Annotated in this window: 25 protein-coding genes; 7 read left to right on the top strand and 18 right to left on the bottom strand. The window is 65.3% G+C overall.

The window, feature by feature from the left end:
- Window positions 1-8 precede the first annotated feature (8 nt).
- The 13 genes from nuoN to ACYQ12_RS02500 form a co-directional block, all read right to left on the bottom strand.
- Window positions 9-1,475 (bottom strand): NADH-quinone oxidoreductase subunit NuoN, encoded by a 1,467-nt coding sequence (nuoN, locus tag ACYQ12_RS02560; RefSeq protein ID WP_459867270.1) that lies wholly within the window; start codon window positions 1,473-1,475, stop codon window positions 9-11.
- Complete coding sequence (nuoM, locus tag ACYQ12_RS02555; protein WP_459867267.1) at window positions 1,472-3,010, bottom strand: NADH-quinone oxidoreductase subunit M; 1,539 nt, start codon at window positions 3,008-3,010, stop codon at window positions 1,472-1,474. Before nuoM ends, nuoN begins: the two co-directional genes overlap by 4 nt.
- Window positions 3,011-3,083: 73 nt before the next feature.
- Window positions 3,084-4,937: an NADH-quinone oxidoreductase subunit L gene (gene nuoL, locus ACYQ12_RS02550; RefSeq protein ID WP_459867264.1), complete on the bottom strand. Its 1,854-nt coding sequence runs from the start codon at window positions 4,935-4,937 to the stop codon at window positions 3,084-3,086.
- Window positions 4,934-5,242: an NADH-quinone oxidoreductase subunit NuoK gene (gene nuoK, locus ACYQ12_RS02545; RefSeq protein WP_459867261.1), complete on the bottom strand. Its 309-nt coding sequence runs from the start codon at window positions 5,240-5,242 to the stop codon at window positions 4,934-4,936. Before nuoK ends, nuoL begins: the two co-directional genes overlap by 4 nt.
- Window positions 5,239-5,841, bottom strand: coding sequence for an NADH-quinone oxidoreductase subunit J (gene nuoJ / locus ACYQ12_RS02540; protein WP_459867258.1), 603 nt, complete (start codon window positions 5,839-5,841; stop codon window positions 5,239-5,241). Before nuoJ ends, nuoK begins: the two co-directional genes overlap by 4 nt.
- 71 nt (window positions 5,842-5,912) lie before the next feature.
- Window positions 5,913-6,479: an NADH-quinone oxidoreductase subunit NuoI gene (nuoI, locus tag ACYQ12_RS02535; RefSeq protein WP_459867255.1), complete on the bottom strand. Its 567-nt coding sequence runs from the start codon at window positions 6,477-6,479 to the stop codon at window positions 5,913-5,915.
- Window positions 6,480-6,489: 10 nt separating this feature from the next.
- Complete coding sequence (gene nuoH / locus ACYQ12_RS02530; protein WP_459867252.1) at window positions 6,490-7,497, bottom strand: NADH-quinone oxidoreductase subunit NuoH; 1,008 nt, start codon at window positions 7,495-7,497, stop codon at window positions 6,490-6,492.
- Complete coding sequence (nuoG, locus tag ACYQ12_RS02525; protein ID WP_459867249.1) at window positions 7,494-10,268, bottom strand: NADH-quinone oxidoreductase subunit NuoG; 2,775 nt, start codon at window positions 10,266-10,268, stop codon at window positions 7,494-7,496. The genes nuoH and nuoG overlap by 4 nt, the downstream gene beginning before the upstream one ends.
- Before the next feature lie 31 nt (window positions 10,269-10,299).
- Window positions 10,300-11,640, bottom strand: a complete 1,341-nt coding sequence (gene nuoF / locus ACYQ12_RS02520) for an NADH-quinone oxidoreductase subunit NuoF (protein WP_459867246.1) — start codon at window positions 11,638-11,640, stop codon at window positions 10,300-10,302.
- A complete protein-coding gene (gene nuoE / locus ACYQ12_RS02515; RefSeq protein WP_459867243.1) occupies window positions 11,637-12,161 on the bottom strand; it encodes an NADH-quinone oxidoreductase subunit NuoE in 525 nt (174 codons plus the stop codon). The genes nuoF and nuoE overlap by 4 nt, the downstream gene beginning before the upstream one ends.
- A gap of 3 nt (window positions 12,162-12,164) precedes the next feature.
- Window positions 12,165-13,964 carry an NADH-quinone oxidoreductase subunit C/D gene (nuoC, locus tag ACYQ12_RS02510; protein WP_459867240.1) on the bottom strand — a complete coding sequence of 600 codons (1,800 nt, stop codon included), beginning with the start codon at window positions 13,962-13,964 and terminating at the stop codon, window positions 12,165-12,167.
- A gap of 65 nt (window positions 13,965-14,029) precedes the next feature.
- On the bottom strand, window positions 14,030-14,725 hold the full coding sequence (locus tag ACYQ12_RS02505) for a NuoB/complex I 20 kDa subunit family protein (protein ID WP_459867237.1): 696 nt from the start codon (window positions 14,723-14,725) through the stop codon (window positions 14,030-14,032).
- 69 nt (window positions 14,726-14,794) lie between these two features.
- Entirely contained in the window at window positions 14,795-15,211 is a 417-nt protein-coding gene (locus ACYQ12_RS02500) for an NADH-quinone oxidoreductase subunit A (protein WP_459867234.1), read from the bottom strand.
- Between the two features lie 287 nt (window positions 15,212-15,498).
- Here ACYQ12_RS02500 and thiD point away from each other — a divergent pair, with 287 nt between their 5' ends.
- From thiD to ACYQ12_RS02480, 4 genes are all read left to right on the top strand, one after another.
- Window positions 15,499-16,326: a bifunctional hydroxymethylpyrimidine kinase/phosphomethylpyrimidine kinase gene (gene thiD / locus ACYQ12_RS02495; protein ID WP_459867231.1), complete on the top strand. Its 828-nt coding sequence runs from the start codon at window positions 15,499-15,501 to the stop codon at window positions 16,324-16,326.
- A 119-nt stretch (window positions 16,327-16,445) separates the two neighbouring features.
- Window positions 16,446-17,303: a universal stress protein gene (locus ACYQ12_RS02490; protein ID WP_459867228.1), complete on the top strand. Its 858-nt coding sequence runs from the start codon at window positions 16,446-16,448 to the stop codon at window positions 17,301-17,303.
- An 85-nt stretch (window positions 17,304-17,388) separates the two neighbouring features.
- Window positions 17,389-17,826 (top strand): D-aminoacyl-tRNA deacylase, encoded by a 438-nt coding sequence (gene dtd, locus ACYQ12_RS02485; protein ID WP_459867225.1) that lies wholly within the window; start codon window positions 17,389-17,391, stop codon window positions 17,824-17,826.
- 25 nt (window positions 17,827-17,851) lie between these two features.
- Window positions 17,852-18,625 (top strand): SDR family NAD(P)-dependent oxidoreductase, encoded by a 774-nt coding sequence (locus tag ACYQ12_RS02480; RefSeq protein WP_459867222.1) that lies wholly within the window; start codon window positions 17,852-17,854, stop codon window positions 18,623-18,625.
- Window positions 18,626-18,701: 76 nt separating this feature from the next.
- Here the strand turns inward: ACYQ12_RS02480 and chaB are convergent, their stop codons facing one another.
- The 3 genes from chaB to ACYQ12_RS02465 all read right to left on the bottom strand — a co-directional run bounded on the left by chaB (window position 18,702) and on the right by ACYQ12_RS02465 (window position 21,273).
- The gene (chaB, locus tag ACYQ12_RS02475; protein WP_459867219.1) at window positions 18,702-18,935 is read right to left on the bottom strand and encodes a putative cation transport regulator ChaB; all 234 of its coding nucleotides are present in this window, start codon (window positions 18,933-18,935) and stop codon (window positions 18,702-18,704) included.
- A 73-nt stretch (window positions 18,936-19,008) separates the two neighbouring features.
- Window positions 19,009-19,269 (bottom strand): hypothetical protein, encoded by a 261-nt coding sequence (locus tag ACYQ12_RS02470; RefSeq protein WP_459867216.1) that lies wholly within the window; start codon window positions 19,267-19,269, stop codon window positions 19,009-19,011.
- 66 nt (window positions 19,270-19,335) lie between these two features.
- Window positions 19,336-21,273, bottom strand: a complete 1,938-nt coding sequence (locus ACYQ12_RS02465; RefSeq protein WP_459867213.1) for an ATP-binding cassette domain-containing protein — start codon at window positions 21,271-21,273, stop codon at window positions 19,336-19,338.
- Window positions 21,274-21,315: 42 nt separating this feature from the next.
- Between ACYQ12_RS02465 and ACYQ12_RS02460 the strand changes: the two genes are divergently transcribed.
- The 3 genes from ACYQ12_RS02460 to ACYQ12_RS02450 all read left to right on the top strand — a co-directional run bounded on the left by ACYQ12_RS02460 (window position 21,316) and on the right by ACYQ12_RS02450 (window position 23,975).
- Window positions 21,316-21,849, top strand: coding sequence for a TIGR02444 family protein (locus tag ACYQ12_RS02460; RefSeq protein ID WP_459867210.1), 534 nt, complete (start codon window positions 21,316-21,318; stop codon window positions 21,847-21,849).
- A gap of 171 nt (window positions 21,850-22,020) precedes the next feature.
- Window positions 22,021-22,647, top strand: a complete 627-nt coding sequence (locus ACYQ12_RS02455) for a TRAP transporter small permease (protein ID WP_459867207.1) — start codon at window positions 22,021-22,023, stop codon at window positions 22,645-22,647.
- A 44-nt stretch (window positions 22,648-22,691) separates the two neighbouring features.
- Window positions 22,692-23,975, top strand: coding sequence for a TRAP transporter large permease (locus ACYQ12_RS02450; protein WP_459867204.1), 1,284 nt, complete (start codon window positions 22,692-22,694; stop codon window positions 23,973-23,975).
- Window positions 23,976-24,090: 115 nt separating this feature from the next.
- Here the strand turns inward: ACYQ12_RS02450 and ACYQ12_RS02445 are convergent, their stop codons facing one another.
- Window positions 24,091-24,225, bottom strand: coding sequence for a hypothetical protein (locus ACYQ12_RS02445; protein WP_459867201.1), 135 nt, complete (start codon window positions 24,223-24,225; stop codon window positions 24,091-24,093).
- A gap of 61 nt (window positions 24,226-24,286) precedes the next feature.
- Window positions 24,287-25,318, bottom strand: a complete 1,032-nt coding sequence (gene dctP / locus ACYQ12_RS02440; protein ID WP_459867198.1) for a TRAP transporter substrate-binding protein DctP — start codon at window positions 25,316-25,318, stop codon at window positions 24,287-24,289.
- Between the last annotated feature and the right edge of the window lie 9 nt (window positions 25,319-25,327).

The raw sequence follows: 25,327 nt of genomic DNA, 5'->3' as shown, positions 1-25,327 counted from the left end.
GGATGCCGTTATCCCACCACGGTGGCTCCCATCCAGCGCGCCCAACTGATCATCGGGGCGGGATAGATGCCCAGCAGGAAAACCAGCGCCGCCAGCGCCAGCACCACCACGCCGCCCGCCTGCACGCCCCAGTCATGCGGTGCGTCACGGCCCTGCATGCCGGGCTCGACGAGATACAGCGTGATCATGACCCGCAAGTAATAGTAGAGCCCAATGGCGCTTCCCACCACGATACCCGCCACCAGCCACCAGCGTCCGGCCTCGACGGCCACGGCAAACACGTAAAACTTGCCGATGAATCCCGCGGTGAAGGGAATGCCCGCCAACGACAGCATCATCACGGTGAGTACCGCCGTCAGGTAGGGACGCCGCCAGAACAGCCCCCGATAGTGATGAAGCTGGCTGGTGTCGGCGCCGCCCCGGGCGGGCGCGAAGGGGCTGGAGAGCAGCGTCACCACCCCGAAGGCGCCCAGCGTAGTGAGCAGATAGGTGACCAGATATACCCCGACGGTTTCCGCCGCCAGCCCATCATCGACCACCAGCGCAACCAGCAGGTAGCCGAAATGGGCGATCGACGAGTAGCCCAGCAGGCGCTTGAGGTCACTCTGGGTCAGGGCCAGCAGGTTACCCACCAGCATGGTGAGCAGTGCCAGCGCCGCCAGCGCTTCGTGCAGCCAGGCGCTGGGCAGGGCCGGCAGCGCCTGCAGGAAGCGCAGCAACACGATGAACACCGCCACCTTGCTGGCGGTGGCGAGAAAGGTGACCGCCGGGCTGGGGCCGCCCTGATAGACATCCGGCGTCCACAAGTGAAAGGGTACGATCGAGAGCTTGAAGGCCAGCCCCACCAGCATCAGCGTGACACCGGCAACCCACCAGGAATCGGCTCCCGTAATCGCCAGACTCATGCCCAGCCCGGCAAAATCCAGCGTTCCGCTGCGCGCATAGAGCAGCGCCATGCCAAACAGCAAAAAGGCGGATGCAGTCGCAGACAGCACCATGTACTTGATGCCCGCCTCCAGCGCGTCCCGCTCGCGGTAGGTATAGCCCAGCATGCCGTAGAGCGGCATCGACAACAGTTCCAGGCCGAAGAAGAGCGAAGCCAGATGGCGACTGCTCACCAGCACCATGCCGCCTGCGGCAGCGCACAGCAGCAATAGATAGAACTCTTCGCGGGGGCCCGGGACTCCTTCGAGATAGGCATGGCCCAGCGTGGCACAGGCCAGCGAGGCAATCAGGATCAGGGCAGCCCCGAACAGGGCATAACCATCGATGACCAGCAGCGAGGTCACCCCCAACGGCGCCCAGCGCCACGCGACCAGCAGGGACAACAGCGCCAGGTTGAGTCCGGCCACGGTGATCATGGCGCTCAGCGCATGCTGGCGGCGCCATGCGATCGTCAGCATGACGACGATCGCCGTGGTGCAGACGAGAATCAGCGGCAGCAGCGCCGGCAGGTGCGACAGAGTCAGGTTCATGGCGCCGCTCCTATCCGGACTTCGACCGCCAGCGGCGCGCCTTCCAGCAGGCGTTGCAGGTTCTCCATCGCCGCCCCCGAGGTGTCGAGCAACGGCTGCGGATAGAGACCGAACAATAGCACCAGCGCCAGCAACCCCAGCATCATGAAGATTTCACGCCGATCCAGCCCCCCCAGCGAGGTCGCCGCCTGGGGCGGCCCGTAATAGACCCGTTGCATCAGAAACAGCGAGTAGATGGCGGCCAGTACCAGCCCCCCGCTGGCGATGACCACCGTCCACGGCGCGACGGAGAAGGTGCCGAACAGCACCATGAACTCGCCGACGAAGTTGGCGGTGCCCGGCATCCCCAGCGAGGCTGCGACGAAACATAAGGCGAATCCCGGCAGTCCGGTAATCCGTCCCCACAGCCCGCCCATCTGGCGCATGTCGCGGGTATGCAGCCGCTCGTAGAGCTGGCCGCTGAGGATGAACAACCCCGCCGCCGAGAAGGCGTGAGCCACCATCAGTACGATGACGCCCTGCAGCGCCAGGGTGGTGCCGGCATAGATACCGATCAGCACGAATCCCATATGCGAGATACTGGTGTAGGCGATCAGCCGCTTGATGTCGTGTTGTCCACAGGCCAGCACCGCGCCGTAGAAGATACCGATCAGACCCAGCACCATGGCCACCGGTGCGAAGGCCTGCGAGGCTTCGGGAAACAGCGGCAGGGCGAAGCGCAGCATGCCGTAGGCCGCAGTCTTGAGCAGGATGCCGGCCAGATCGACGCTGCCCGCCGTCGGTGCCTGGGCATGGGCATCGGGCAGCCAGCCGTGCAGCGGCACCACCGGCAGCTTGACGGCAAAGGCGACGAAGAAGCCCAGCATCAGCAGCATCGCCACCCCGTCGGACAGCGGTGTATTGCGCAGCGCCTCGTAGCTGAAACTGTACTCGCCGGTGGCCGCATGATGCGCAAACACCAGCCCCAGGATGGCGATCAGCATCAGCAGACCGCTGGCCTGGGTATAGATGAAGAACTTGGTCGCCGCACCGATGCGGGTCTTGCCCGGCGAGCCGCTGTGTCCCCATAGCGCGATCAGGAAGTACATCGGCACCAGCATCATTTCCCAGAAGAAGAAGAACAGGAACAGATCGATGGCCAGGAAGACGCCCACCACCCCGCCGAGAATCCACAACAGATTGAGATGGAAGAACCCCACCCGACGCACGATCTCTCGCCAGGAACACAGCACCGCCAGCACCCCCAGCAGACCTGTCAGGGCAATCATGATCAGCGACAGGCCATCCAGCGCCAGATGCACCTCGATGCCGAAACGGGGAATCCATGGCACGCGCCACTCCAGAGCCCATCCGGACGCGGTTCCCGGCGCGCTCAGGGCATAATCGCCTTGCCACCACAGCCCCAGGGTCAAGCCCAGCACCAGCAGCATGGTTGCCAGCGCGATCCAGCGCGGCAGCCGTTCATCGCGACGTTCGGCCTGCCAGCACAGCAGACCGCCGATGAAGGGGATCAGGATGAGCCAGACCAGGATCATGTGCGTGCCATTCCTTTTACTGTTCGCATGAAATTTCTCCGCTGCATTGCCGCACCCGTGTCGTACTCGCTGCCTACCCCCACGCCAGTAGCGCCAGCAAAAGCGTCGCCCCCAAGGCCATCGAGGTGGCGTAATGGCGCAGACGCCCGGTCTGGCTCGCACTCAGGCAGCGATGCACGAGCCGCGTCAACAACGGCACGCCGTTGCACATGGCATTGAGCAGATCGTAGCGATTAATGCGCACCAGCAGTCGGTAGGGGCGCACCAGAACCCAATCGTAGAGAGCATCGAACCCCCAGGCATGGTGCCAGAGCTGCCAGAGCCATCGCCCTGGGCGGGTCTGCGTGTAGCGCGCCACCAGATCGCGTCGACGGCCGAACAGCCAGATGGCCGCCAGGAACGCGCCCACGCCGATCACGGTAGCCACGATCTCCAGCACATGGCGCCCCGCCTCCCCCGTGGCGCCGGGACCGGCCGGCAGTACATCACCCAGCGGTGGCGTGATGGTGGCGCCAAGTGCCGTCGACAGTACCAGCAACACGACCAGCGGCAGGCCGTGAGCCAGCCCTCGCCCGGCATGGGCTTCTCGGCTGGCCGGGCTGCGCGGTTCGCCATGGAAGGTGCCCACGATCAGGCGCACGGTATAGATCGCAGTGATCAGCGAGCCCAGCAGCCCGGCGACCAGTAGCCCGCCATGCCCGGCAGCCAGCGCCTCCCACAGGATCTCCTCCTTGCTGTAGAAGCCGGCGGTGACCAGCGGTAGCGCAGCCAGCGCCGCGCCGCCCACCACGAAACCGGCATAGGCCAGCGGCAAGCGCTTCCACAGTCCGCCCAGACGTCGCATGTCCTGCTCATGATGACAGGAGACGATCACCGAGCCGGCGGACAGGAACAGCAAGGCCTTGAAGAAAGCATGCGTCATCAGGTGGAAGATCGCCGCATCGAAGGCGCCCACCCCCAGCGCCACGAACATGTAGCCGATCTGCCCCATGGTGGAGTAGGCCAGCACGCGCTTGATGTCGGTCTGGGCCAGCGCGGCGAAACCGGCCAGTAGCAGGGTGACCGCCCCGATCACCCCGACCAGCGTGAGCACGTCGGGGGCGAGCAGGAACACGCCATGGGTGCGCGCAATCAGGTAGACCCCGGCGGTAACCATGGTTGCCGCATGAATCAGGGCCGAGACCGGCGTGGGGCCGGCCATGGCATCCGCCAGCCAGGTATGCAGCGGCAGCTGGGCCGACTTGCCTACGGCGCCACCGAGCAGCATCAGCGCGGCCAGCTCGACCATCAGGTCGCCCCGGGACCAGACCTCCGGCGCCCGGGCCAGTAGCGTCTGGATGTTCAGCGTGCCCAGTTGCACGAACAGGATGAACAGCCCGATGGCCAGGAAGACGTCGCCGATGCGCGTGACGATGAAGGCCTTGAAGGCCGCCCAGCCGTTCGCCGCGTCACGGTAGTAGAAGCCGATCAGCAGATAGCTGCATAGCCCCACTCCCTCCCAGCCCAGATAGAGCAGCAACAGGTTATCGGCGAGCACCAGCACCAGCATGCTGAACACGAACAGGTTCATGTAGGCGAAAAAGCGCGTCACGCCCTCCTCGCCGTGCATGTACCAGGCGGCGAACAGATGGATCAGGAACCCGACCCCGGTCACGACACCCAGCAGGGTCAGCGACAGCCCATCGAGATGCAGCCCGATGGCAGGCTGGAAGTCGCCCACCGCAATCCACGTCCACAACCGCTGTACATGGGCGGCCCCGCCCTGATCCAGGAAGTCGAACACGACCCAGGCGGTCGTCGCGGCCGCCAATCCCATCGACGCCACCCCCACCGTGGCGCTGGCGCGCGCCGACAACCGCCCGAAGTTGAGCGCCAGGATCAGAAAGCCCGCCAAGGGAAAGAGCAAGGTAAAAGGTAGCAGCATCATCCGCGTAACCTGCTGATCGCATCGATATCGAGAGTCTTGAAGCGCCGGTTGAGCTGCAGCAGCAGGGCCAGGCCGACGCTGGCCTCCGCCGCGGCCAGGGTGATCACCAGCAGGAACATGACCTGGCCATCGGGCTGCCCCCAGCGGGTGCCGGCGACGATGAAGGCCAGCGCTGCCGCATTCATCATGATCTCGAGGCTCATCAGCACGAACAGCATGTTGCGACGGATCATCACCCCGGCCAGCCCCAGCGCGAATAGCACCGCCGCCAGCAGCAGGCCATGCTCCATGGGTATCCCGTTCATGGCGCTCTCCTTGACGTCTCGTGATGTGGCGCAGCCGCTTGCGTCTGCAGCTCCGACTCGGGGCGCGCCGCATGCTGTTTTTCGCGCTCACTGTCGGCCTCGTCATGGGCCTCGCTGCGACCAAGATGCGACGCCGTGACCAGCGCCGCCAGCAGCAGCATGGCGGCCAGCTCGACGACGATGAGGTAAGGCCCGAACAGCTGCATGCCCACCGCCTTGGCGGTCAGCGTCTCGCCAGCGATGACGCCCCGCCCGTCTCCCGAGAACAGCAGGCTCGCCATCACCCCGAACAGCAGCACGGCGAGTACCGAGGGTCCCAGCCAGAAGCGCCGCCGCAGCCAGGCGCGCTCCTGGGCCACCGCAGCCTCCCCGAGGTTGAGCATCATCACCACGAACACGAACAGCACCATGATCGCGCCGGCATAGACGATGATCTCCAAGGCACCTGCGAACGGCGCGCCGAGAGCGAAGAACACCATCGCCACGCTGATCAGCGATACGATCAGGTACAGCAGCGCATGCACCGGATGGGTGTTGGTGATCACCCCCAGCGTCGCCAGCACGGCGACCAGTGCACTCAGATAGAAGGCAACTTCCATTTTCTCTCCCCACAACGAATCCCGATGCCTGCCCCGTCCCGCTGGCTGCGCCCTCGCCGACAATCCCGGCGCTACGGCAGCAGCGTCTTCACATCGATCGGCTCGGCCTCGTTCTGCGCCTCGCCCTTGCCCTTGCCGGCGATAGACAGTCCCGCCACCCGGTAGAAGTTGTACTGGTGATCCTTGCCCGGTCCCGAGATCAGCAGATCCTCCTTCTCGTAGACCAGCTCCTGGCGGCGATACTCGCTGAGTTCAAAATCCGGCGTGAGCTGGATCGCCGAGGTCGGGCAGGCCTCCTCGCACATGCCGCAGAAGATGCAGCGCGAGAAGTTGATACGGAAGAATTCCGGGTACCAGCGTCCGTCCGCCTTCTCGCCCTTCTGCAACGAGATGCACGCCACCGGACAGGCCACCGCGCACAGGTTGCACGCCACGCAGCGCTCCTCGCCGTCGGGGTCGCGCGTCAGCACGATACGCCCGCGATAGCGTGGCGGCAGATAGACCTGCTGTTCGGGATACTGCACTGTCTCGCGCTTGCGAAACGCATGCATGAACACCATGCCCAGCGTACGTAGCTGGGACCATGTTGCGGCGAGCAGCGACTTGAGCGGCTCGATGACATTGCGTGACTTGAGCAAGGCAGCCTCCTTAGCTTCCCGCGGGGGCGACGAGCAGAATCACCGCCCCCGTGATCAGCAGATTGATCAGAGTCAACGGCAGGCAGACCTTCCAGCCGAAGCTCATGACCCGGTCGTAACGGGGCCGGGGAAGTGCCGCACGCAGCAGCACGAAGAACGTCACGAACACGCCCACCTTGAGCAAGAACCACACGATGGGCGGCAGCAAGGGCCCCTGCCAGCCGCCGAAGAACAACGTGACCAGCAGCGCCGACACCAGCACGATGCCCACGTATTCGCCGACGAAGAACATGCCCCACTTCATTCCCGAATACTCGATGTGATAGCCGTCGGCAAGCTCCTGCTCGGCCTCGGGCTGGTCGAAAGGATGACGGTGGGTGACGGCGATGCCGGCGATCAGGAAGGTACAGAAGCCGAAGAACTGCGGCACGATGAACCACACGCTGTCCTGGGCCAGCACGATCTCGCGCATGTTGAACGAGCCGGCCATGGCCACCACGCCCATCAGCGACAGGCCCATGAACACTTCGTAGGAGAGCGTCTGCGCCGAGGCGCGCATGGCGCCGAGCAGGGCGTACTTGTTGCCGCTCGACCAGCCGGCGAACAGCACCGCATAGACGTTGATGCCGGCCATGGCGAAGAAGAACAGCACGCCGATGTGCAGGTCGGCCACACCCCAGGTGGGTGTGACGGGAATGATCATGAACGACAGCAGCAGCGAGGCCATGGCGATCGCCGGCGCCAGCACGAAGAAGGCGCGATCGGCGAAGGGCGGTATCCAGTCTTCCTTGAAGAAGATCTTCAGCATGTCGGCGACGATCTGGAACATGCCGAAGGGTCCGACCCGGTTGGGCCCGTAGCGGTCCTGCCACAAGGCCAGCAGACGCCGCTCGACCAAGCTCAGCAGCGCGCCGGCCATGACCGCCGCCAGCAGAATGACGATGGCCTGGAAGACGGCGAACAGCACCGCCTCCACGGTCGGCGTCCACCAGGCGAACAGCGGCGACCAGACGTTCATGGCGAGGCCTCCTCTGCGGGCCGATGCGTGCCCGCCTGCAGTTGCACCCACTGACCGTCCGGCACCGGCAGGTCGGTCATGCCCAGCGGGAGACCCACCAGCCCGGCCGGCAGCGACGGTTCGATCCGAAGCGGCAGATGCAGCCAGCCGCCATCCCAGCTCAGCGTCATGCTGCGCCCTTCGTGCAGTTGCAGGCGCTCGGCGTCGGCCGCTGACAGGACGACCTGGGGCGAGACGCCGCGGGCCTGGATCGGCGCGGCGCGTGCCGAGGTCTCGTCGCTGCCGAACAGCTGGGGAAGCGCCACCACTTGCCACTGGCCGTCGCGTGGCGTGAAGGCCGCCGGCACCTCGCGGCAGTAGTCATGTCCGCCGGGCTGGGCCGTCAACAGGCGCACACCGGGATCGCCGGCACGCAGATGGCCGCCGACCTCGTCCTGGAACTTGTTCCACGCCTGCGGTGAGTTCCAGCCCGGCGCCCAAGCGAAGGCGACCTCCTGGCGCGGTTCCCGATAGCCGGCATATCCCTCCATGGAGAACACGAATGGCGTGTCGGGGTCGACCGGGGCTCGGGGCTCGTTGACGTCGAGATGGGCCCGCATCGCCGTACGCCCACTGTAACGATGCGGCTCGCGGGCCAGCTTGAGGCCGTGGATGCGAAACGCCGCCCCTGGCGCAGCCTGCACCACTCCGGCCAGCGCCGGGTGACGCTGGGCCAGGTCACGGGTCACGTCGTCCAGGATCACCGGGGGCATCTCGCTTCTCGCCAGCGTGGCCTGCAGCGCATGCAGCCAGCGCCAGCTTTCGCGAATGCGGCTTTCGGGACGCGTGTAGCTCGGCTCGAAGACCTGAAAGAAGCGCTGGGCGCGGCCCTCCAGGTTGACCAGCGTGCCATCGCCCTCGGCGAAGGTCGCCGCCGGCAGGCCGAGGTCCCCGCGCGACCAAGTCGGGGTGCGCTGATGGTCGATCACCACCGTCCCGGCGGCACGGGCCATGGCAGCCTCGGCCCGCGAATGCCCCAGCCGGTAGTGAAGATCGTTTTCGAGAATCACCAGCGCCGTGCTGTCATCCAGCTTTTCCAGCACCGCCTCGAGCGGCAGGCCGCCGAGCATGGTCAGCCCCGTGCTGTTGGCCTCGCGGCGCACCAGCGACAGCGACACCTGCCGAGTGCGCCGCGACAGGGCCCGCGCGATATTGCCGGCAGCCTCGAGCACCGCCGGGGCGTTCAGCGAGCCCCCCGAGACGATCAACGGCCGCTCGGCGGCCAACAGCGCCTCGGCGATACGTTCGGCCCGTTCGCGACTGGTCGCGTCCAGCTCCGCCACGCCCGGTGCGTTGTCATCGAGGACATGGGCCACGGCGAATCCCAGCCGGGCGATATCGTCCGGGGCGCCGCGAAAGGCGCCTGCCGCAAGCCCGTCGAGGCGCGTCGCCGCGGGTGTGACCAGAAACAGCGGGTTGCGCTCGTCCTGGGCCAGCGTCTTGACCGCTTCGGCGTTCCACACCGGGATGCCGCGTGCCTCGGCGAGGCTGTCGCGTCGGGACAGTACCGCCTGACGCACTGACAGCGCCAGGCGTGCCGCGGTCTGCATGATGTCCTCGCCGAGAATCAGCACCGCATCGTGGGCCTCGATCTCACGCAGGCTGGGGATGGCCGCCCCGCTCTCCACGGCGAGACGCTGCATCAGTTCCAGACAGTGCTGCTCCGCGGCGTTGATTCCGGTGGAAAAATAGTCGGCACCGACCAGTTCGCGCAGCAGGTGGTTGCTCTCCAGGCTGGCACGGGGCGAGCCGATGCCGATGATGCGCTGCGCGTTGCGCAGCAGATCGGCGGCACGATCGAGTGCCGCGTCGATCTCGAGATAGTGGGGCTTCACCGCCTCTTCCCGGGGCCCCTGGTCCTGGCGGGCTGGACGATCATGATATTCGGGCCGCCGGGGGCGGTCGTCGCGATTGACGTAGCCATAGCCGAAGCGCCCCCGGTCGCAGAGGAAGTAGTGATTCACCTCGCCATGATAGCGATTCTCGATGCGCCGGATGTCGCCGTAACGCTCGCCGGGGCTGGTGTTGCAGCCCACTGCGCACTGGTGGCAGATGCTGGGAGCGAACTGCAGGTCCCACTTGCGGGTGTAGTGATCGGAATGGGTCTGATCGGTGAACACGCCGGTGGGACAGACCTCGGTGAGATTGCCGGAGAACTCGCTCTCCAGCACGCCATCCTGATAGCGGCCGAAATAGATGTTGTCATTGGCGCCAAAGACACCGAGATCCTCGCCGCCGGCGTAGTCCTTGTAGAAGCGCACGCAGCGATAGCAGGTGATGCAGCGGTTCATCTCGTGAGCGATGAACGGCCCCAGATACTGGTTCTTGTGGGTGCGCTTGCGAAAGCGATAGCGGCGGCGGTCATGGCCGGTCATCACCGTCATGTCCTGCAGGTGGCAGTGTCCCCCCTCCTCGCACACCGGACAGTCGTGGGGATGGTTGATCATCAGCCACTCGATGACGCTGGCGCGGAAGGCCCTGGCCTCGTCATCGTCGATCGAGATGTAGCCGTCATCCTTGACCGGCGCCATGCAGGACATCACCAGCATGCCCTTGGTGTCGTCGGCATCCTTGTATTGCTTCACGGCGCACTGGCGGCAGGCGCCGACGCTGCCCATCGCCGGGTGCCAGCAGAAATAGGGGATATCCAGACCCAGCGACAGGCAGGCGTGGAGCAGATTGTCCGCTCCGTCGACCTGATAGGCGGTGCCGTCTACGTGGATGGTGGCCATTGGCGTCCTTCTCTGTACGTTACCCCTGCGCTCATACCGACCCGGCGGGTATCGGGTCCGCGTGTGCCGCACGTGGCGGGTGCGAAACACCGCGCTCGAACTCGTCTCGAAAATGCTTCAGGGCCGAGGCCAGCGGCATCGCCGCGCCCGGTGCATGGGCGCAGAAGGTCTGCCCCGGCCCCAGTCCCCTGGTCAGTTGCTCGAGCATCTCGATGTCGCCCTCCTCGCCCTCACCGCGTTCGAGTGCACGCAGGAGCTTGACCGTCCACGGCAGACCGTCGCGACAAGGCGTGCACCAGCCGCAGGACTCGCGGGCGAAGAACTCCTCCAGATTGCGAGTCAGCGACACCACGCTCTGGGTGTCGGCGACCACCGCGATCAATCCCGTGCCCAGGCGGCTGCCGGCCTTGCCGACGCTGTCGAAATCGAGCGCCAGGTCGAGGTGCTCCGGCAGCAGGAAGCCGGTACTGCCACCACCCGGCAGCCATGTCTTGAGCGTCAGGCCATCGCGCATGCCCCCGGCGCGCTCCATCAGCTCCCGCCCCGGCGTACCGATGGGCAGCTCCCACAGGCCGGGATGCCTGACCTTGCCCGAGACGCCGTAGAGCTTGGTGCCGCCGTCGTTGCTCAACCCGCCGGAAAGTCCCTGATACCACTTTGCGCCATTCGCGACGATGGCCGGCACGTTGCACAGCGTCTCGACGTTGTTGACCACGGTAGGCCGGCCCCAGGCGCCGGATTGCCCCGGAAACGGCGGCTTGGCACGCGGGTTGGCGCGCCTGCCCTCCAGCGAGTTGATCAGCGCCGTCTCCTCGCCACAGATATAGCGTCCCGCCCCGGTGTGCAGGGCGATGTCGAAGTCCCAGCCGGAGCCGCGCACGTCCGGCCCCAACCAGCCATCACGACGCGCCTCGTCGAGCGCCCGCGTCAAGGCACGGGCGGCCTCGACATACTCACCGCGCAGGAAGATGTAGCCTTGCCGCGAGCGGTTGGCGTGAGCGGCGAGAATCATGCCCTCGATCAGCAGGTGCGGCAGCTGCTCCATCAGCAGGCGATCCTTGAAGGTGCCGGGCTCCATCTCGTCGGCGTTGCAGACCAGATAGCCGCGCGGGACATCGTCGCCTTTCAGGGTCAGGCTCCACTTCATGCCGGCGGCGAAGCCGGCGCCACCGCGTCCGCGCAGGTTGGCCTCCTTGACGGTCTCGATGAGCTCGTCAGGGGAGATGCCTTCCAGCATGCGCGTGACCGCGGCGTAGCCATCCTTGGCCTTGTACTCCTCGAGGCCGACACAAATGCCGTCGTCACGCAGCCGCCAGGTTAGCGGATGGGTTTCGGCCCGGCGCTCCGCCATCGTTTGCAGGATTCGGCTCATGGATAGCGCTCCAGCAATTCAGATATCTCAGCGGGCGACACCGGCCCATGGGTATCGTCGCCGATCATCAGTGCCGGCCCCCGGTCGCAGGCGCCCAGGCAGCACACCGGCAGCAGCGTGAAACGTCCGTCGGGGGTGGTCTGGCCGAAGCCGATGCCCAGGACCTCCTGGAAGGCGTCGCGCAGTTCCTCGTAGTCGGTGAGAAAGCAGGAACTGCTGTCGCACAGCAGGATCACGTGACGCCCCACCGGCTGGCGGAAGATCAGGCTATAGAAGGTCGCCACCCCTTCGACATCGGCCACCGGGATCTTCAGCACCTCGGCGATGGCGGGAATCGCCCCGTCAGGCACCCAGCCGTGACGGCGCTGGACGATCTTCAGCGCCTCGATGCTCGCCGCGTGTGGCTGCGGATAATGCGCGCGCTCGTGCAGAATCGTCTCGCGATCCTGCGGGTCGAGCACGAAAGCATCGCTGGCGATGGTCCGGTCAGTGGAAGAGTGCGTGGTGGAGGAAGTGTTCATCGCTTAACGGTCCACGTCGGCCATGACGAAATCGATACTGCCCAGATGCGCAATCAGATCCGGCACGAAGGCGCCACGCACCACGGCCGGAATCTGCTGCAGGTGCGGGAAGCTCGGCGTGCGGATACGCGTGCGGTAGCTCATGGTGCTGCCGTCACTGGTCAGGTAGTAGCTGTTGATACCCTTGGTCGCCTCGATCATCTGCATCGACTCGTTCGCCGGCAGCACCGGCCCCCAGGAGACCTGCAGGAAGTGAGTGATCAGCGTCTCGATATGCTGGAGCATCTTCTCGCGCGGCGGCGGCGTGGTCAGCGGATGGTCCGCCTTGTAGTCGCCGGCAGGCATGTGATCGACACACTGCTGGATGATGCGCAGACTCTGGCGCATCTCTTCGATGCGCAGCCAGCCGCGATCGAAGGCATCCCCATTGGCGGCAACGGGCACTTCGAACTCGAAGTTCTCATAGCCCGAGTAGGGGCGCTTCTTGCGCAGGTCGAAGTCCAGCCCAGTGGCGCGCAGGTTGGGGCCGGTCACGCCCCACTTCAGCGCCTCGCGGGTGTCGAAGGCGGCGACATTCTTGGTGCGATCACGAATGATGGCGTTGTCCATCATCGCGCGCTCGTACTCTTTCAAGCGCTTGGGCATCCAGTCGAGATAACCCTGCATCAGCCGCTCCCAACCCTGCGGCAGATCCTGGGCGACACCGCCGATGCGATACCAGGCCGGGTGCATGCGAAAGCCGGTAATCGCCTCGATGACTTCGTAGGACTTCTGACGGTCGGTGAAGGCGAAGAACACTGGCGACATCGCCCCCAGGTCCTGAAGGTAGGTGCCCAGAAACAGCAGGTGGCTGCTGATGCGAAACACCTCGGCCATCATCACGCGAATGGTCCGCACCCGGTCGGGCACTTCGATGCCGGCGAGCTTTTCCACTGCCAGGATGTAAGGCAGGTTGTTCATCACCCCGCCGGTATAGTCGACCCGATCGGTGTAGGGAATGTAGCTGTGCCAGGACTGGCGTTCGCCCATCTTCTCGGCGCCGCGATGGTGATAGCCGATATCCGGCACGCAGTCGACGATCTCCTCGCCGTCGAGTTGCAGCACGATGCGAAATGCGCCGTGGGCGGAGGGGTGATTGGGCCCCAGATTGAGAAACATGAAGTCGGTGTTCTCGCTCTCGCGCTGCATGCCCCAGGCCTCGGGGTCGAAACGCAGTGCCTCCTGCTCGGTTTCCTGGCCCTTGACGGTCAGCGTGTAGGGATCGAACTCGGTGGCTCGCGCAGGATAGTCCTTGCGCAGCGGGTGACCGCTCCAGGTCGGCGGCATCAGCAGCCGCGTCAGATGCGGATGCCCCTCGAAGGTAATGCCGAACAGATCCCATGTTTCGCGCTCGTACCAGTTGGCGTTGGCGTACAGATCCGTCACGCTGGGCAAGCGCAGGTCGGCCTCGGCAAGCGCCACCTTGAGCATGATGTCGCGGTTGCGCGCCACTGAGAGCAGCTGATAGAAGACCGTGAAGTCGGACGGCGGCAGACCGCGGCGCTGACTGCGCAGGCGCTCGTCGATCGCCGAAAGATCGAACAGCATGACGAAGGGGTCGGGCATGTCGCGCAGGAAGACGAGAACATCGCGCAGCCGCTCGCGGGCGACCCACAGCACCGGCATGCCGGTACGCGTGGACTGGACGCGAAAGGCGGTCTCGCCAAAGCGCTGATGCAGCGCCTGTATGACCGGATCGTCGCGGGTTCCGGTCGATGTGTCGCTGTCGTGCGGACGATCTTGTGATGTCTCAACGGCGCTCATGATAGGTGCTGTCCTGGACGTGATCGATGTTATCCGAGGTGGCGGACCTCGCAGGTTTCCGGGCGCTAGATGCCATCGGGCGAGCGCAGCTCGGTCACCTCGATACGCTGGGCGCGGCTGGCCTGCTTGCGCGAGGGCATCTCGGCACGATAGACCCCCTGATCGCCGACCACCCAGGACAGCGGGCGGCGCTCCGCCTGGATCGATTCCTGCAGCAGCTGCAGCCCCTGCAGGAAGGCCTCGGGGCGCGGCGGACACCCCGGCACATAGACATCCACCGGCAGAAACTTGTCGACCCCCTGCACCACCGAATAGATGTCGTACATGCCGCCGGAGTTGGCACATGACCCCATCGAGATCACCCATTTGGGCTCGAGCATCTGGTCGTAAAGCTGCTGGATGACCGGCGCCATCTTGATGAAGCAGGTCCCGGCGATGACCATGAAATCCGCCTGGCGGGGGGAGGCGCGAATGACCTCGGCGCCGAAGCGGGCGACATCGTGCGGCGCCGTGAAGGCGGTGGTCATCTCCACGTAACAGCAGGACAGGCCGAAGTTGTACGGCCAGAGCGAGTTCTTGCGCCCCCAGTTGACCGCCGAGTGGAGCACCTCCTCGAGCCGGCCCATGAAGACGTTGCGATGCACCTGCTGCTTGAGGGGATCCTCGACGCGCGAGCGCTCGCCGAGAGGATAGCGCCGGTCGTCGGCCGGGCCTGAGTCGCTAGCGGTGCCGGGCTCGGCACGGGTCAGGGTGTACTGCATAGACTGCCTCTGCACATGAAACGAATGCGGGTCTGCCGGGACATGAGCGGCGCGGGCCGCCAACCATGTCTAGGGGGAATCGTCACGCGATGCGCGGCGCCGGGCGGCAGGCGCCCAGTCCAGCGCCCCGACACGGCTGTCATAGACCAGGCCGGCCAGCAGAATGAAGATGAAGATTGCCGCGGCCCAGAATCCGGTCCATCCCACCTCGCGTACCGAGACGGCCCAGGCAAACAGAAAGACGGCTTCGATGTCGAATATGACGAACAGCATCGCGACCAGATAGAACTTGACGGAAAAGCGCTGCCGGGCGCTGCCGGTACTCACGATGCCGGATTCATAGGGAAGGGTCTTGCTGCGTCCGCGGCTGCGGCCGCCAAGCAGGCTGGCCGCGCCGATCATGACGGCGCACAAGATCAGTACGGTGACGACAAAGAGCCCAACGGCCCAGTATTGAGCGACCAGCGCAGAGGCGTCCTGATTCATCTCATCTCACCCACCCCGATAGGTTCACCGGTGGTTGCCGCCGTCACGAGACCGCAACCGGAAATTCATCTGCCAGTATTCTCTGGCTTCGCTCCTGCAGCATAGGGGATAACCGAACGCCTGTCAGGCGGGCCGACCACTTCCTTAGTCGGATAACGAAGCGGACACTCCCCTCCCCATCGCTCATCCGGCCGGCCCGTCCGGAGAACTCCCGCTTGTGATTCGCTGCAGGAAGGGGTTTCATGCCGCATCGATATCGAGTTTCAACGCAACACAGGCATGCCACGATGTCCCCGCAACCGACGATCGCCAACGTACTGACCATTGCCGGCTCCGACCCCTCCGGAGGCGCGGGCCTCCAGGCCGACATCAAGACCTTCTCGGCGCTCGGCGTCTACGCCACCAACGTGATCACCGCGGTGATCGCCCAGAATACCTGCGGCGTTGCAGCCGTCGAGCCGGTATCGGCACGGCTGATCCGCGCCCAGCTCGACAACCTGCTCGACGATGTCACCATCGATGCCGTCAAGATCGGCATGGTCGCCAGCCGTGAGGTGGCGGATACCATCGCCGAAGCATTGAGTCTGCGGCGTCCACGCTGGATCGTGCTCGATCCGGTGATGGTGGCCAAGAGCGGCGATGTGCTGGTGGATGCCGCCGGCATCCGTGCCGTGCGTGACGTGCTGGTCCCGCTGGCCGACGTCATCACCCCCAACCTGCCCGAGGCGGCGGTACTGCTCGACGCGGCGGCGCCCGACAGCCCGGCCGCCATGGCAGCGCTGATGCCCCGCCTGATGGCGCTGGGCGCCTCTCACGTACTGCTCAAGGGCGGCCATCTGGCCGGCCCGACCTGCCCCGACCTGCTCGCCACGCCGAGCGACCGCCACTGGCTGGAGACCCCGCGGATCGAGACCCGCAATCTGCACGGCGCCGGTTGTTCACTCTCCTCGGCGATCGCCGCCTGTCTGGCGCGACGGCAGGCGGCAAGCGATGACCAGGTCGTCGATGCCGTCCGGGAAGCCAAGACCTGGCTGCAGGCGGCGCTGGAAGCCAGTGCCCGCTTGACGGTGGGCCAGGGCAAGGGCCCCGTTCACCACTTCCATGCTTGGTGGTAAGCCGCGCCGGGTATGTGCCCGGACACTTGCAGAGCGCCGGAACGCCCACCATTCTTGGAGATGCCGCTCGGCATGCCCGTCGTGCGAGATACCGAACGCTATTCAGGAGGGGACCCACCATGACCCAGACCCTGCTGTTCGCCTGCGATCTCTCCGCCGAGAACCGCGCGGCCTTTGCCCGCGCGGTAAAGCTCGCCAACGAGCATGGTGCCCGCCTCGATGTGCTCCATGTCCTGGATCCCCACCTGCCTCGCCAGGCCCTGCATGATCTCGAGGATGCCGTCGTGGCGGAACTCGAACGGCTGCTGGCCGATGTCCGCGAGGACTATGCCCTGCCCCAGCCCGAGACGTTGATCCAGACGGTCGCGGGGGCGCCCTATGCGGAGATCGTTCGCGAGGCCCACGAGCGCGACACCTCGCTGATCGTGCTGGGCGCTCATCGCAAGCGCGGCCAGCAGGATCTCGTCGGCGGTACGACCCTGGCCCGGGTGCTGGGCCGCGCGCCCTGCCCGGTGCTGACCGTCAGTCACGGTCTCGATCAGCCCTGGCAGGACGTGCTGGTCCCGGTCGACTTCTCGCTGGCCTGCCGCCAGACGCTGCGCGAAACGCTGATACGCTTTCCGAACGCGCATGTCACGCTGCTGCATGCCTGGAATCTTCCCGGCGGGCGGGAGCCGGCCTCGGACAGCGGCGTGGCACGCTGGCGCGACCGGGAGCTGGCCAGCCTGCGGCTGCGTCTGGAGGCCGAGGTCGAGCGTCTCATGGTGGAACTGGGCGACGTTCCCGAGCTCGAACTGGTTCTTGAGCAGGGCGAGCCGGGAGAGGTGTTGCTCAACCGCCTGCGTCGCCAGCCGCCGGATCTGTTGGCGGTAGGCCATCATGACCTGTCGAGCATCGGTCACCGCCATGCGGTACCGCTGGTGGAGCGGTTGCTGGCCGAAGCGCATGTCGACATGATGCTGTGCCGCGCCTGGTGACGCTCGTCCTGGACAGCGCGCGACGCATCCCGGATCGGCGTGGCTGATGCGCGCACCGACTGCGCAGAGAATAAGGCGAGAGAGAATGAAGGCATTGATCCAGCGCGTGACGCGCGCCAGCGTCGAGGTCGAAGGCCGCCCTGTCGGCGCCATCGGCCACGGCCTGCTGGCACTGGTGGGCATCGAGCGTGGCGATGACGAGGCACGCGCCGACAAACTGCTGCACAAGCTACTACACTACCGGGTCTTCGCCGACCCGGACGGCAAGATGAATCGCAATCTCCAGCAGGCGGAGGGCGGGCTGCTGTTGGTATCCCAGTTCACGCTGGCCGCCGACACGCGCAAGGGGCTACGTCCGAGCTTTTCCAGCGCCGCGGCCCCCAGCGAGGGCGACCGACTGTTCCACTATCTGATCGCTCGGGCGCAAGCTGCCTGGCCCCACGTCGCCACGGGCGAGTTCGGCGCCGACATGCAGGTGGCGCTGGTCAACGACGGCCCGGTAACCTTCCTGCTGGACACCTGACCCATTCACGGCAAGGAGAGCTGATATGACCAGAACCGCCCTGATTACCGGCGGCGCCCAGGGCATCGGGCGCGGCATCGTCGAGCACCTGCTGGCCCGCGGCTGGCGAGTGGCCGCCCTCGACCGTGACGGCGAGGCCCTTGACGAACTGGAAACCGCACACGCCAAGGCCCCACTGCTGCGTCTCGATGCCGACGTCGGCGATGAAACGCAGATCGCGACGGCCTTTCAGCGCCTGAGCGAGTGGCAGGCCGAAGCCGGCGAGGCGGAAGGCCTGGATCTGCTGGTCAACAACGCCGGCATCGCCAATCCCGAAACCGGCCCCATCGAACAGCTCTCGCTGGACGACTGGCGACGTTGGCAGGACAGTCACCTCACCGGCGCCTTTCTCTGTACCCGCGCCGCCGTGCCCGGTCTGAGAAGCCGCCTGGGCAGCATCGTCAACATGGCCTCGACCCGAGCCCTGCAGTCGGAACCGCACTGCGAAGCTTACGCCGCGGCCAAGGGCGGGCTGCTGGCGATGACGCATGCCCTGGCGGTCAGCCTGGGGCCGCAGGTCCGCGTCAATGCCATCTGTCCCGGCTGGATCGAAACCGGCCCGTGGGAAAAGAGCGCCCAGCAGGCGCCTGTCGAGCATCGCGACATCGACCGCGAGCAGCATCCGGTGGGCCGCGTGGGCGCCCCCGAAGACATCGCCGCCATCGTGACCTTTCTCGCCTCGCCCGAAGCGGGCTTCATCACCGGCCAGCACTTCACCGTCGACGGCGGCATGACCCGCAAGATGATCTACGCCGAGTAGGCGCCGCTCGGACAGGCATACGCCAAAGAGGCTGCCCGCGGGCAGCCTCTTTTGTTTTTACCCCATGACGCCTCGTTCACTTCTTTTTGGGATGCCACTTGCCATCGCCGCCTTTCTCGTACTGGCTCTTCACCGCGGCCCAGGCAACCCGGTGAGCGGTCTCCTCGCGGGAGGCGTGACCGCGTCGGTCCTCGGGATCCTTGTATTCGTCCCAAGCGCTGTTGAATGCCTCCTGATAGATATCCTGAGCGTGAGCCGGGAGCACGTGGCGGACGTTATCGGGCAGATCGTTGCGGGACGCGTAGGGCATGGCTACCTCCGGTATCGCATTGCACGGTGTGCTTGCAGTCTAGCCATTATTGTCGGGCAATCGCGAGCCATGATCACTTCAGCCCATGGTACTGGTAGGTCACTGCCCGGCCCGAGACGAACTGCGCCTGGATGAAATGCTGCTTGTTGCCCCAGAAACAGTTGGCAACCACCAGCGCTCCCGAGCATTGCCGCGGCTCGCCGATGACGGCCTCGACCTCGCTTCGCGTCATGCCGGCTTCCAGCCGATCATAATTCTTCATGTTCAGGCGCGCATCGGCGCAGCCCACCAGAAGCCCCAGCATCGCCAGGGCAGCAAGGATATGACGCATCATCGTTCTCTCCCGCCGGCGACGCTCGGCTTATTGTTCGCGAGGCGTCGCCGGCCATCCATTTCGGTATCAATCGTCCGCCGAGGACAGGGCCGTCTCCATCTGCTCCAGCGCCTCCTCGGCCTCGAGCCATGCCTGCTCCAGGCCCTCAAGACGGTTCTTCAACTCGCCCTGGCGGGTCAACAGCGCGGTCAACTCCTCCTTGCGGGACGCCTCGGTGTAGAGCGCGGCATCGGCCAGCGCCTCCTCGACGCCGGCCAATGCCGCCTGCGTCTCGGTCATGCCCCGTTCGGCCTTGTCACGCTCACGCTTGAGCGGGCGCAACTTCTCGCGCATTTCGGCCGCGGCCCGGCGTGACGCCTTGCGGTCGCCCTTGGCCTCGCCGTTGTCGGCCTGACGCTGTGTCTTCTCCTCGCGCGCCTCGCGGCGCTCGCCTTCCAGGCGCGCCTTGAGCCAGGCCCGGTAATCCTCCAGATCGCCATCGAAGGGCGTCAGCGTACCGTCGGCCACCTGCCAGAACTCGTCGACGCTGGCCCGCAGCAAGTGACGGTCGTGGGAGACGATGATCACCGCCCCCTCGAAGCCTGCCAGTGCCTCGGTCAACGCCTCGCGCATGTCCAGGTCCAGGTGGTTGGTCGGCTCGTCGAGCAGCAGTAGATTGGGCTTCTGCCAGGCGATCAGTGCCAGCGCCAGACGCGCCTTCTCGCCTCCCGAGAAGCGGGCCACCTCGCTGAACACCGCGTCTCCCTGAAAACCGAAGCCGCCGAGGAAATTGCGGACCTCCTGCTCACTGGCCCGGGGCGACAGGCGCTGGACATGGAGAAAGGGTGTGGCTTTCATGTCCAGACTCTCCAGCTGATGCTGGGCAAAATAGCCGATCGCCAGATGCTCACCGGGGACTCGGCTCCCGCCCAGCAGGGGCAGGTCGCCGGTCAGTGATTTGATCAGTGTCGACTTGCCGGCGCCGTTGGGGCCGAGCAGGCCGATGCGCTGCCCGGGCAGCAGGCTCAGCTTGACGTGATGCAGCAGCGCCGTGTCGCCGTAGCCGAGCGTGGCATCGTCGAGCACCAGTAGCGGATGGGAGGTCTTGTCGGAGGCCGGCAGCGTGAAGTGAAACGGGGAATCGACATGCGCGATGGCCACGGTTTCCATGCGCTCGAGCATCTTCAGCCGGCTCTGGGCCTGACGGGCCTTGGTGGCCTTGGCGCGAAAGCGGGCCACGAAACTCTCGATCTCCTCGCGCCGCGCCTGTTGCTTGGCGGCTTCGGCCTGCTGCTGGGCGAGCTTCTCGGCCCGGGCCCGCTCGAACGCCGTATAGTTGCCGCGATAGAGCGTGAGCCGACGCTGGTCGAAATGCACGATGTGGTCGCACACCGCATCGAGGAAGTCGCGGTCGTGAGAGATCAGCAGCAGCGTTCCCGGATAGCGTGTGAGCCACTGTTCCAGCCATAGCAGGGCATCGAGATCGAGGTGGTTGGTGGGCTCATCGAGCAGCAGCAGATCGGAGGGCATGAACAGTGTGCGCGCCAGGTTGACCCGCATCCGCCAGCCGCCCGAAAAATCCGCCAGCGGGCGTTCCAGATCGCGCTGAGCGAAGCCTAGCCCCACCAGCAGCTGCTCGGCACGCGCCCGGGCACTGTAGCCATCCAGCGTCTCGATGTGGCCGTGCAGCTCGGCTTCGCGATGGGCGTCCCCCCGGGTCTGGGCATGCGCCAGCTCCCGTTCGGTGTCCCGCAGTTCCCGATGGCCATCAAGGACATAATCGACCAGCGCTCGGGACAGCGCCTCGACCTCTTGCGCCATGTGCGCGATGCGCTGGCCGCCGGAAAGCTCGACCTGGCCGCGATCCGGAGCGAGCTCTCCCAGCAGCAGTTTGAACAGGCTCGACTTGCCGGCGCCATTCGCCCCGACGATTCCCGCCCGCTGGCCGTCGTGAAGGACCAGATCGGCCTCTTCGATCAGCAGTTGGGTGCCGCGTTGCAGCGCAAGTTGGCGAAATGCGATCATGCCTGTCTCCCATCGACGTTGTAAGCATCAAGGACACGCTGCGTGTCATCGATCATGACTGCCCATTCTACCCAATTCCCCTTCGCCTTGGCCGCCCCGGATGCACTTTGGCGTTACGCCTGTGCGCACTACGCCGATCCCGTCGTCGCCGCGGCCTGCCTCGACCTGCAGGAGCGCGCCGGCGCCGACGTCTGCGAGCTGCTATGGCTGGGGTGGCTGGATCATCTCGGCCTGGTGACGGATTCCGACGTCGCCCGGGTCCTGGCGCCGGTCCGGACTCATCAGGCCCACCAGACCTATCGTCTGCGTGCGCGACGCCGTGCTCTCAAGCCGCTGGCCCGTCCCGGATCGCCGCTGGAGGCGTGGCGGGAGCACCTCAAGCGCGCCGAACTGGCAGCCGAGCGCGACGCCCTGGACCAGCTTCAGTCCCTGACGCGACGCGGCGAAGGAGTCCGTCCCGGGCGAGACGCGGACGGCGATCTGGGCGCCCGTCTGGCACGACACCTGGGCCCGGCGGCCGACGCGGCAATCGGCTCACTGCAGCGGCTGGCGCTCGGTCTGCAACGGAGCGGTTGACCATCAGCCGCTCCTGCCATGGCCCCATCGATTTCTAGCACTGACGCCGCAAAGCCTGTAAGTTCAAAAGGACAGAACAACGATAAGCCGTGATCCATCGGCAACGTGCTTGCCGATGGCAATGAGGCGCAAGGCTCGCCGCCTCCTAACGATACAAAGGGAGCTTGTAACATGACCCAACCGACCCCTTCAGGTAATCGCGACAAGCCATCCGGCAGTCTGGTACGCATTCTGGGCGCCCTCGACCGTGGCCTCGGTGTGATCGAACGCGTCATCGTCGCCGGCGGCATACTCGTCATGGCCGCGCTGATGAGCGCACACGTGGTCGGCAACATTCTCTTCTCGCAAGGCATCGCCGGCACCTACGAAGTCACCGAGATGCTGATCGTCATCGTGACCTTCGTCGGTGTCGGCTATGCCGCCCGAAACGCCCGCCACATCAGCATGTCGGCCATCTACGATCAGCTCAGCGGCAGGCTGCGCAAGGCGCTGCTGATCGTCATCAGCGTGGGCACGGCGGTAGTGATGTTCTATTTCGCCTACAAGTCCGCCGAATATGTCTCCGTGCTGCAGGGGCGAGGGCGTACCAGCGCTTCGCTTCACGTTCCCTTGTGGACCGTCTATCTCGCTCTCCCCATCGGCTTCACCCTGGCCGGTATCCAATATCTGCTGACGACCGCGCGCAATCTCCTGAGCGACGACATCTATCGTTCGTTCAACGAGAAGGAGACCTATTCCGAGGTTCCCGCGGAGGATGGCGAGCAGCCCTCCGACCAAGATATCTCGCGCGGCGTCTGATCGGGCGATAATCACACAAGACCACGAGACACGAGGATTTCCGCATGCTGATCTGGCTAGGCGTGATCATGCTCGTGCTTCTGCTGCTGGGGTTCCCGATGATGGTCCCCCTGGCGGCAGGCACGCTATACATGATGTTTACCGGTATGACCTTTTTCGGCCCCGACCAGGCTGTCGTCTGGATGATCAACGGCGTGGGCAGTTGGGTGCTGGCAGCGGTCCCCATGTTCATCTTCGCTGCCGACATTCTCACCAAGGGCCACACGGCCAACCGGCTGCTGGATGTGGTCGACGTATTCACCCGGCATGTTCGTGGCGGTCTGCCCATCACCACCGCCGCTTCCTGCGCCCTGTTCGGCGCCGTCTCCGGCTCCACCCAGGCCACGGTGGTGGCGATGGGCGGCCCCATGCGTCCACGCCTGCTGGCCAGGGGCTACAGCGACGCCTTCACCCTGGCCCTGATCATCAACGCCAGCGATATCGCCCTGCTGATCCCGCCCAGCATCGGCTTCATCGTCTATGGCGTGGTGATGAAGACCTCGATCGGCGACCTGTTCCTGGCCGGCATTCTGCCGGGACTGCTGATCCTGGCGATGTTCGCGGTCTACTGCTATATCGGTGCACGGCTCAAGGGCATCGAAGCGGAGCCCAGGGCGAGTTGGAGCGAGCGCTTTCGCGCCATTCGCCGGGTGATTCTGCCGCTCGGCTTTCCGGTGTTGGTGGTCGGGGGCATCTACGGCGGCTTCTTCAGCGCCGTCGAGGCGTCGGCAGTCGCGGTTGCCTACGCGCTGATCCTGGAGGTGGTGATCTACCGCCAGGTCTCGATCCGCGATCTCGGCGGCCTCGCCCTGTCCACGGGCATGATCACCGCCGTCGTCTTCATTCTCGTCGCCATCGGCGCCGCTTTCTCCCAGGCCCTGGGCACCGCCGGCGTACCGGAGAAGATCCTGGGACCGATCATCGGCAGCGTCGGTGACAACCAGTTCCTGGCGCTGCTGTTGATCGCAGCCGCCTTCTTCGTCGGCTGCATGTTCGTCGACCCGATCGTGGTCATACTGATCCTGGTCCCGATCATCAAACCCCTGGTGGAATCCACGGGGCTGGACCCGGTACACGTCGGCGTCATCGTCACGCTGCAGGCGGCCATCGGCTCGGCGACTCCTCCGTTCGGCTGCGACATCTTCACGGCCATCGCCGTCTTCCGCCGTCCCTACATGGATGTGATTCGCGGTACGCCTCCGTTCATCGCCATTCTGCTGCTGGCCACCCTCATTCTCATCCTGTTCCCGCAGATTTCTCTGCTGCTGCCCTCGCTGGGCGGTGATTGACCCGCACCGGCCCGGCCTTCGCGCCGGGCCGATCTTTCCCGCATGCTCCTCTTGTGCCGGTACGCGCGGCTCGTCCAGTGCAGGCCGTGACATACCGGGCAGGCCCCGCAGCGATTCACGCGGCGCGTCCGTAGCGGTTCATGTAGCGCGTGACGAAGCGGCTGATGCCCTGGTGCACGCGACGACGGCCCGGTTCCAGTCCGCGCCGATCGGGGCTGTCGGACAGACGAACGAAAACGCCCGGAAGCATGGACTTCCGGGCGGTGAGTCGGCAGGCCGGCACATGCTGCCGGCCCGTTGGCTACGGTGTATCAGGAACCCTGGTTGCCGGAGCCTGCCTTGTCGATCTGATCGAGAAGAATATCCAGCGACTGCTTGCCACGCTCGCCGACCATGTCGACGTAGACCTGGCGAACCGGTTCGGCAAGTTCACGGAACTGGGCACGCTCTTCATCATTCAGGTGAATGATGTTGATATCGCTCTTCTCCTTGATGGTGTCGAGACGCTCGGAGTTGAATTGCGTCTGGATATCGTGGCCCTTCTGCACCATTTCATCCAGGGTAGCGTCGAGCATCTGACGCTGCTCGTCGGACAGCCCTTCATACCAGTCCAGATTACCGATGAGGTTGGCGATGAACTGCGACTGATCGGCGAAGATCATGTAGTCCTGAACTTCATAGAAGCCCATGTTTTCGTGCGCAAAGACCGGCTGGATGTTGCCTTCCGCCTGGCCCTGCTGCAGGGCGCTGTAGAGCTCGCCGTAGGCAATGGTGATCGGCGCCGCTCCATAAGCCTGGTAGGTTCTGCGCAGCAGGCTGTTGTCCATGACACGGATCTGCAATCCCTGCATGTCTTGCGGAGTGCGGATCTCCTTGTTGGCGGTCCAGACCTGATAGCCTTCGGGCAGCGCGCCCAGCGGCACCAGGTCGCGCTCACGATACGCCTGCTGCCAGGGCTCGCTCTTCAAGAATTCGTCGGAGTTGAGGATCTTTGCCGTCTCGAGCTGGTCGTTGGGCATGACGAAGTTGAGGCTCATCAGCTGGCTCTCGGGCACCGTGCCGCCCAGGAAACCGGAACCGAAGCCAATCTGAATCGCACCGTTCTGGATGGCATCGTAAAGCGCTGAATAGTCCGACCCCCAGGAGCCGTACGGAAGCAGTTGCACGGTGATATCGCCGTCGCTCTTTTCCTCGATCATCTGCTTGAACTGCTCGGCGTAGCCGTACTGGACACTGCCTTCGGTTTCCTCGAGACCGAAACGCCAGGTCTCGGCAAATGCCGACGAAGCGATGCCCACCATGCCCAGAGCGGTCATTCCGATCACGATATTGCGCAGTTGCATCACGTTCCC

The sequence above is a fragment of the Halomonas shantousis genome (assembly GCF_054654615.1).
Note: the sequence above shows the minus strand (reverse complement) of the source record. Positions and strands in the feature narration are given on the sequence as shown.

Excerpts from the sequence above, each read along its gene's own strand:
- nuoF (WP_459867246.1), bottom strand. The coding sequence starts at position 11,640 with ATGAGCCGAATCCTGCAAACGATGGCGGAGCGCCGGGCCGAAACCCAT.
- ACYQ12_RS02445 (WP_459867201.1), bottom strand. The coding sequence starts at position 24,225 with ATGCTTCCGGGCGTTTTCGTTCGTCTGTCCGACAGCCCCGATCGGCGC.
- dtd (WP_459867225.1), top strand. The coding sequence starts at position 17,389 with ATGAAGGCATTGATCCAGCGCGTGACGCGCGCCAGCGTCGAGGTCGAA.
- ACYQ12_RS02455 (WP_459867207.1), top strand. The coding sequence starts at position 22,021 with ATGACCCAACCGACCCCTTCAGGTAATCGCGACAAGCCATCCGGCAGT.
- ACYQ12_RS02465 (WP_459867213.1), bottom strand. The coding sequence starts at position 21,273 with ATGATCGCATTTCGCCAACTTGCGCTGCAACGCGGCACCCAACTGCTG.
- nuoG (WP_459867249.1), bottom strand. The coding sequence starts at position 10,268 with ATGGCCACCATCCACGTAGACGGCACCGCCTATCAGGTCGACGGAGCG.
- nuoK (WP_459867261.1), bottom strand. The coding sequence starts at position 5,242 with ATGAACGGGATACCCATGGAGCATGGCCTGCTGCTGGCGGCGGTGCTA.
- ACYQ12_RS02470 (WP_459867216.1), bottom strand. The coding sequence starts at position 19,269 with ATGATGCGTCATATCCTTGCTGCCCTGGCGATGCTGGGGCTTCTGGTG.
- nuoC (WP_459867240.1), bottom strand. The coding sequence starts at position 13,964 with ATGAGCGCCGTTGAGACATCACAAGATCGTCCGCACGACAGCGACACA.
- ACYQ12_RS02490 (WP_459867228.1), top strand. The coding sequence starts at position 16,446 with ATGACCCAGACCCTGCTGTTCGCCTGCGATCTCTCCGCCGAGAACCGC.
- ACYQ12_RS02500 (WP_459867234.1), bottom strand. The coding sequence starts at position 15,211 with ATGAATCAGGACGCCTCTGCGCTGGTCGCTCAATACTGGGCCGTTGGG.
- thiD (WP_459867231.1), top strand. The coding sequence starts at position 15,499 with ATGTCCCCGCAACCGACGATCGCCAACGTACTGACCATTGCCGGCTCC.
- nuoH (WP_459867252.1), bottom strand. The coding sequence starts at position 7,497 with ATGAACGTCTGGTCGCCGCTGTTCGCCTGGTGGACGCCGACCGTGGAG.
- ACYQ12_RS02480 (WP_459867222.1), top strand. The coding sequence starts at position 17,852 with ATGACCAGAACCGCCCTGATTACCGGCGGCGCCCAGGGCATCGGGCGC.
- nuoM (WP_459867267.1), bottom strand. The coding sequence starts at position 3,010 with ATGATCCTGGTCTGGCTCATCCTGATCCCCTTCATCGGCGGTCTGCTG.
- ACYQ12_RS02450 (WP_459867204.1), top strand. The coding sequence starts at position 22,692 with ATGCTGATCTGGCTAGGCGTGATCATGCTCGTGCTTCTGCTGCTGGGG.
- nuoL (WP_459867264.1), bottom strand. The coding sequence starts at position 4,937 with ATGATGCTGCTACCTTTTACCTTGCTCTTTCCCTTGGCGGGCTTTCTG.
- nuoE (WP_459867243.1), bottom strand. The coding sequence starts at position 12,161 with ATGAACACTTCCTCCACCACGCACTCTTCCACTGACCGGACCATCGCC.
- nuoN (WP_459867270.1), bottom strand. The coding sequence starts at position 1,475 with ATGAACCTGACTCTGTCGCACCTGCCGGCGCTGCTGCCGCTGATTCTC.
- chaB (WP_459867219.1), bottom strand. The coding sequence starts at position 18,935 with ATGCCCTACGCGTCCCGCAACGATCTGCCCGATAACGTCCGCCACGTG.
- dctP (WP_459867198.1), bottom strand. The coding sequence starts at position 25,318 with ATGCAACTGCGCAATATCGTGATCGGAATGACCGCTCTGGGCATGGTG.
- nuoJ (WP_459867258.1), bottom strand. The coding sequence starts at position 5,841 with ATGGAAGTTGCCTTCTATCTGAGTGCACTGGTCGCCGTGCTGGCGACG.
- ACYQ12_RS02505 (WP_459867237.1), bottom strand. The coding sequence starts at position 14,725 with ATGCAGTACACCCTGACCCGTGCCGAGCCCGGCACCGCTAGCGACTCA.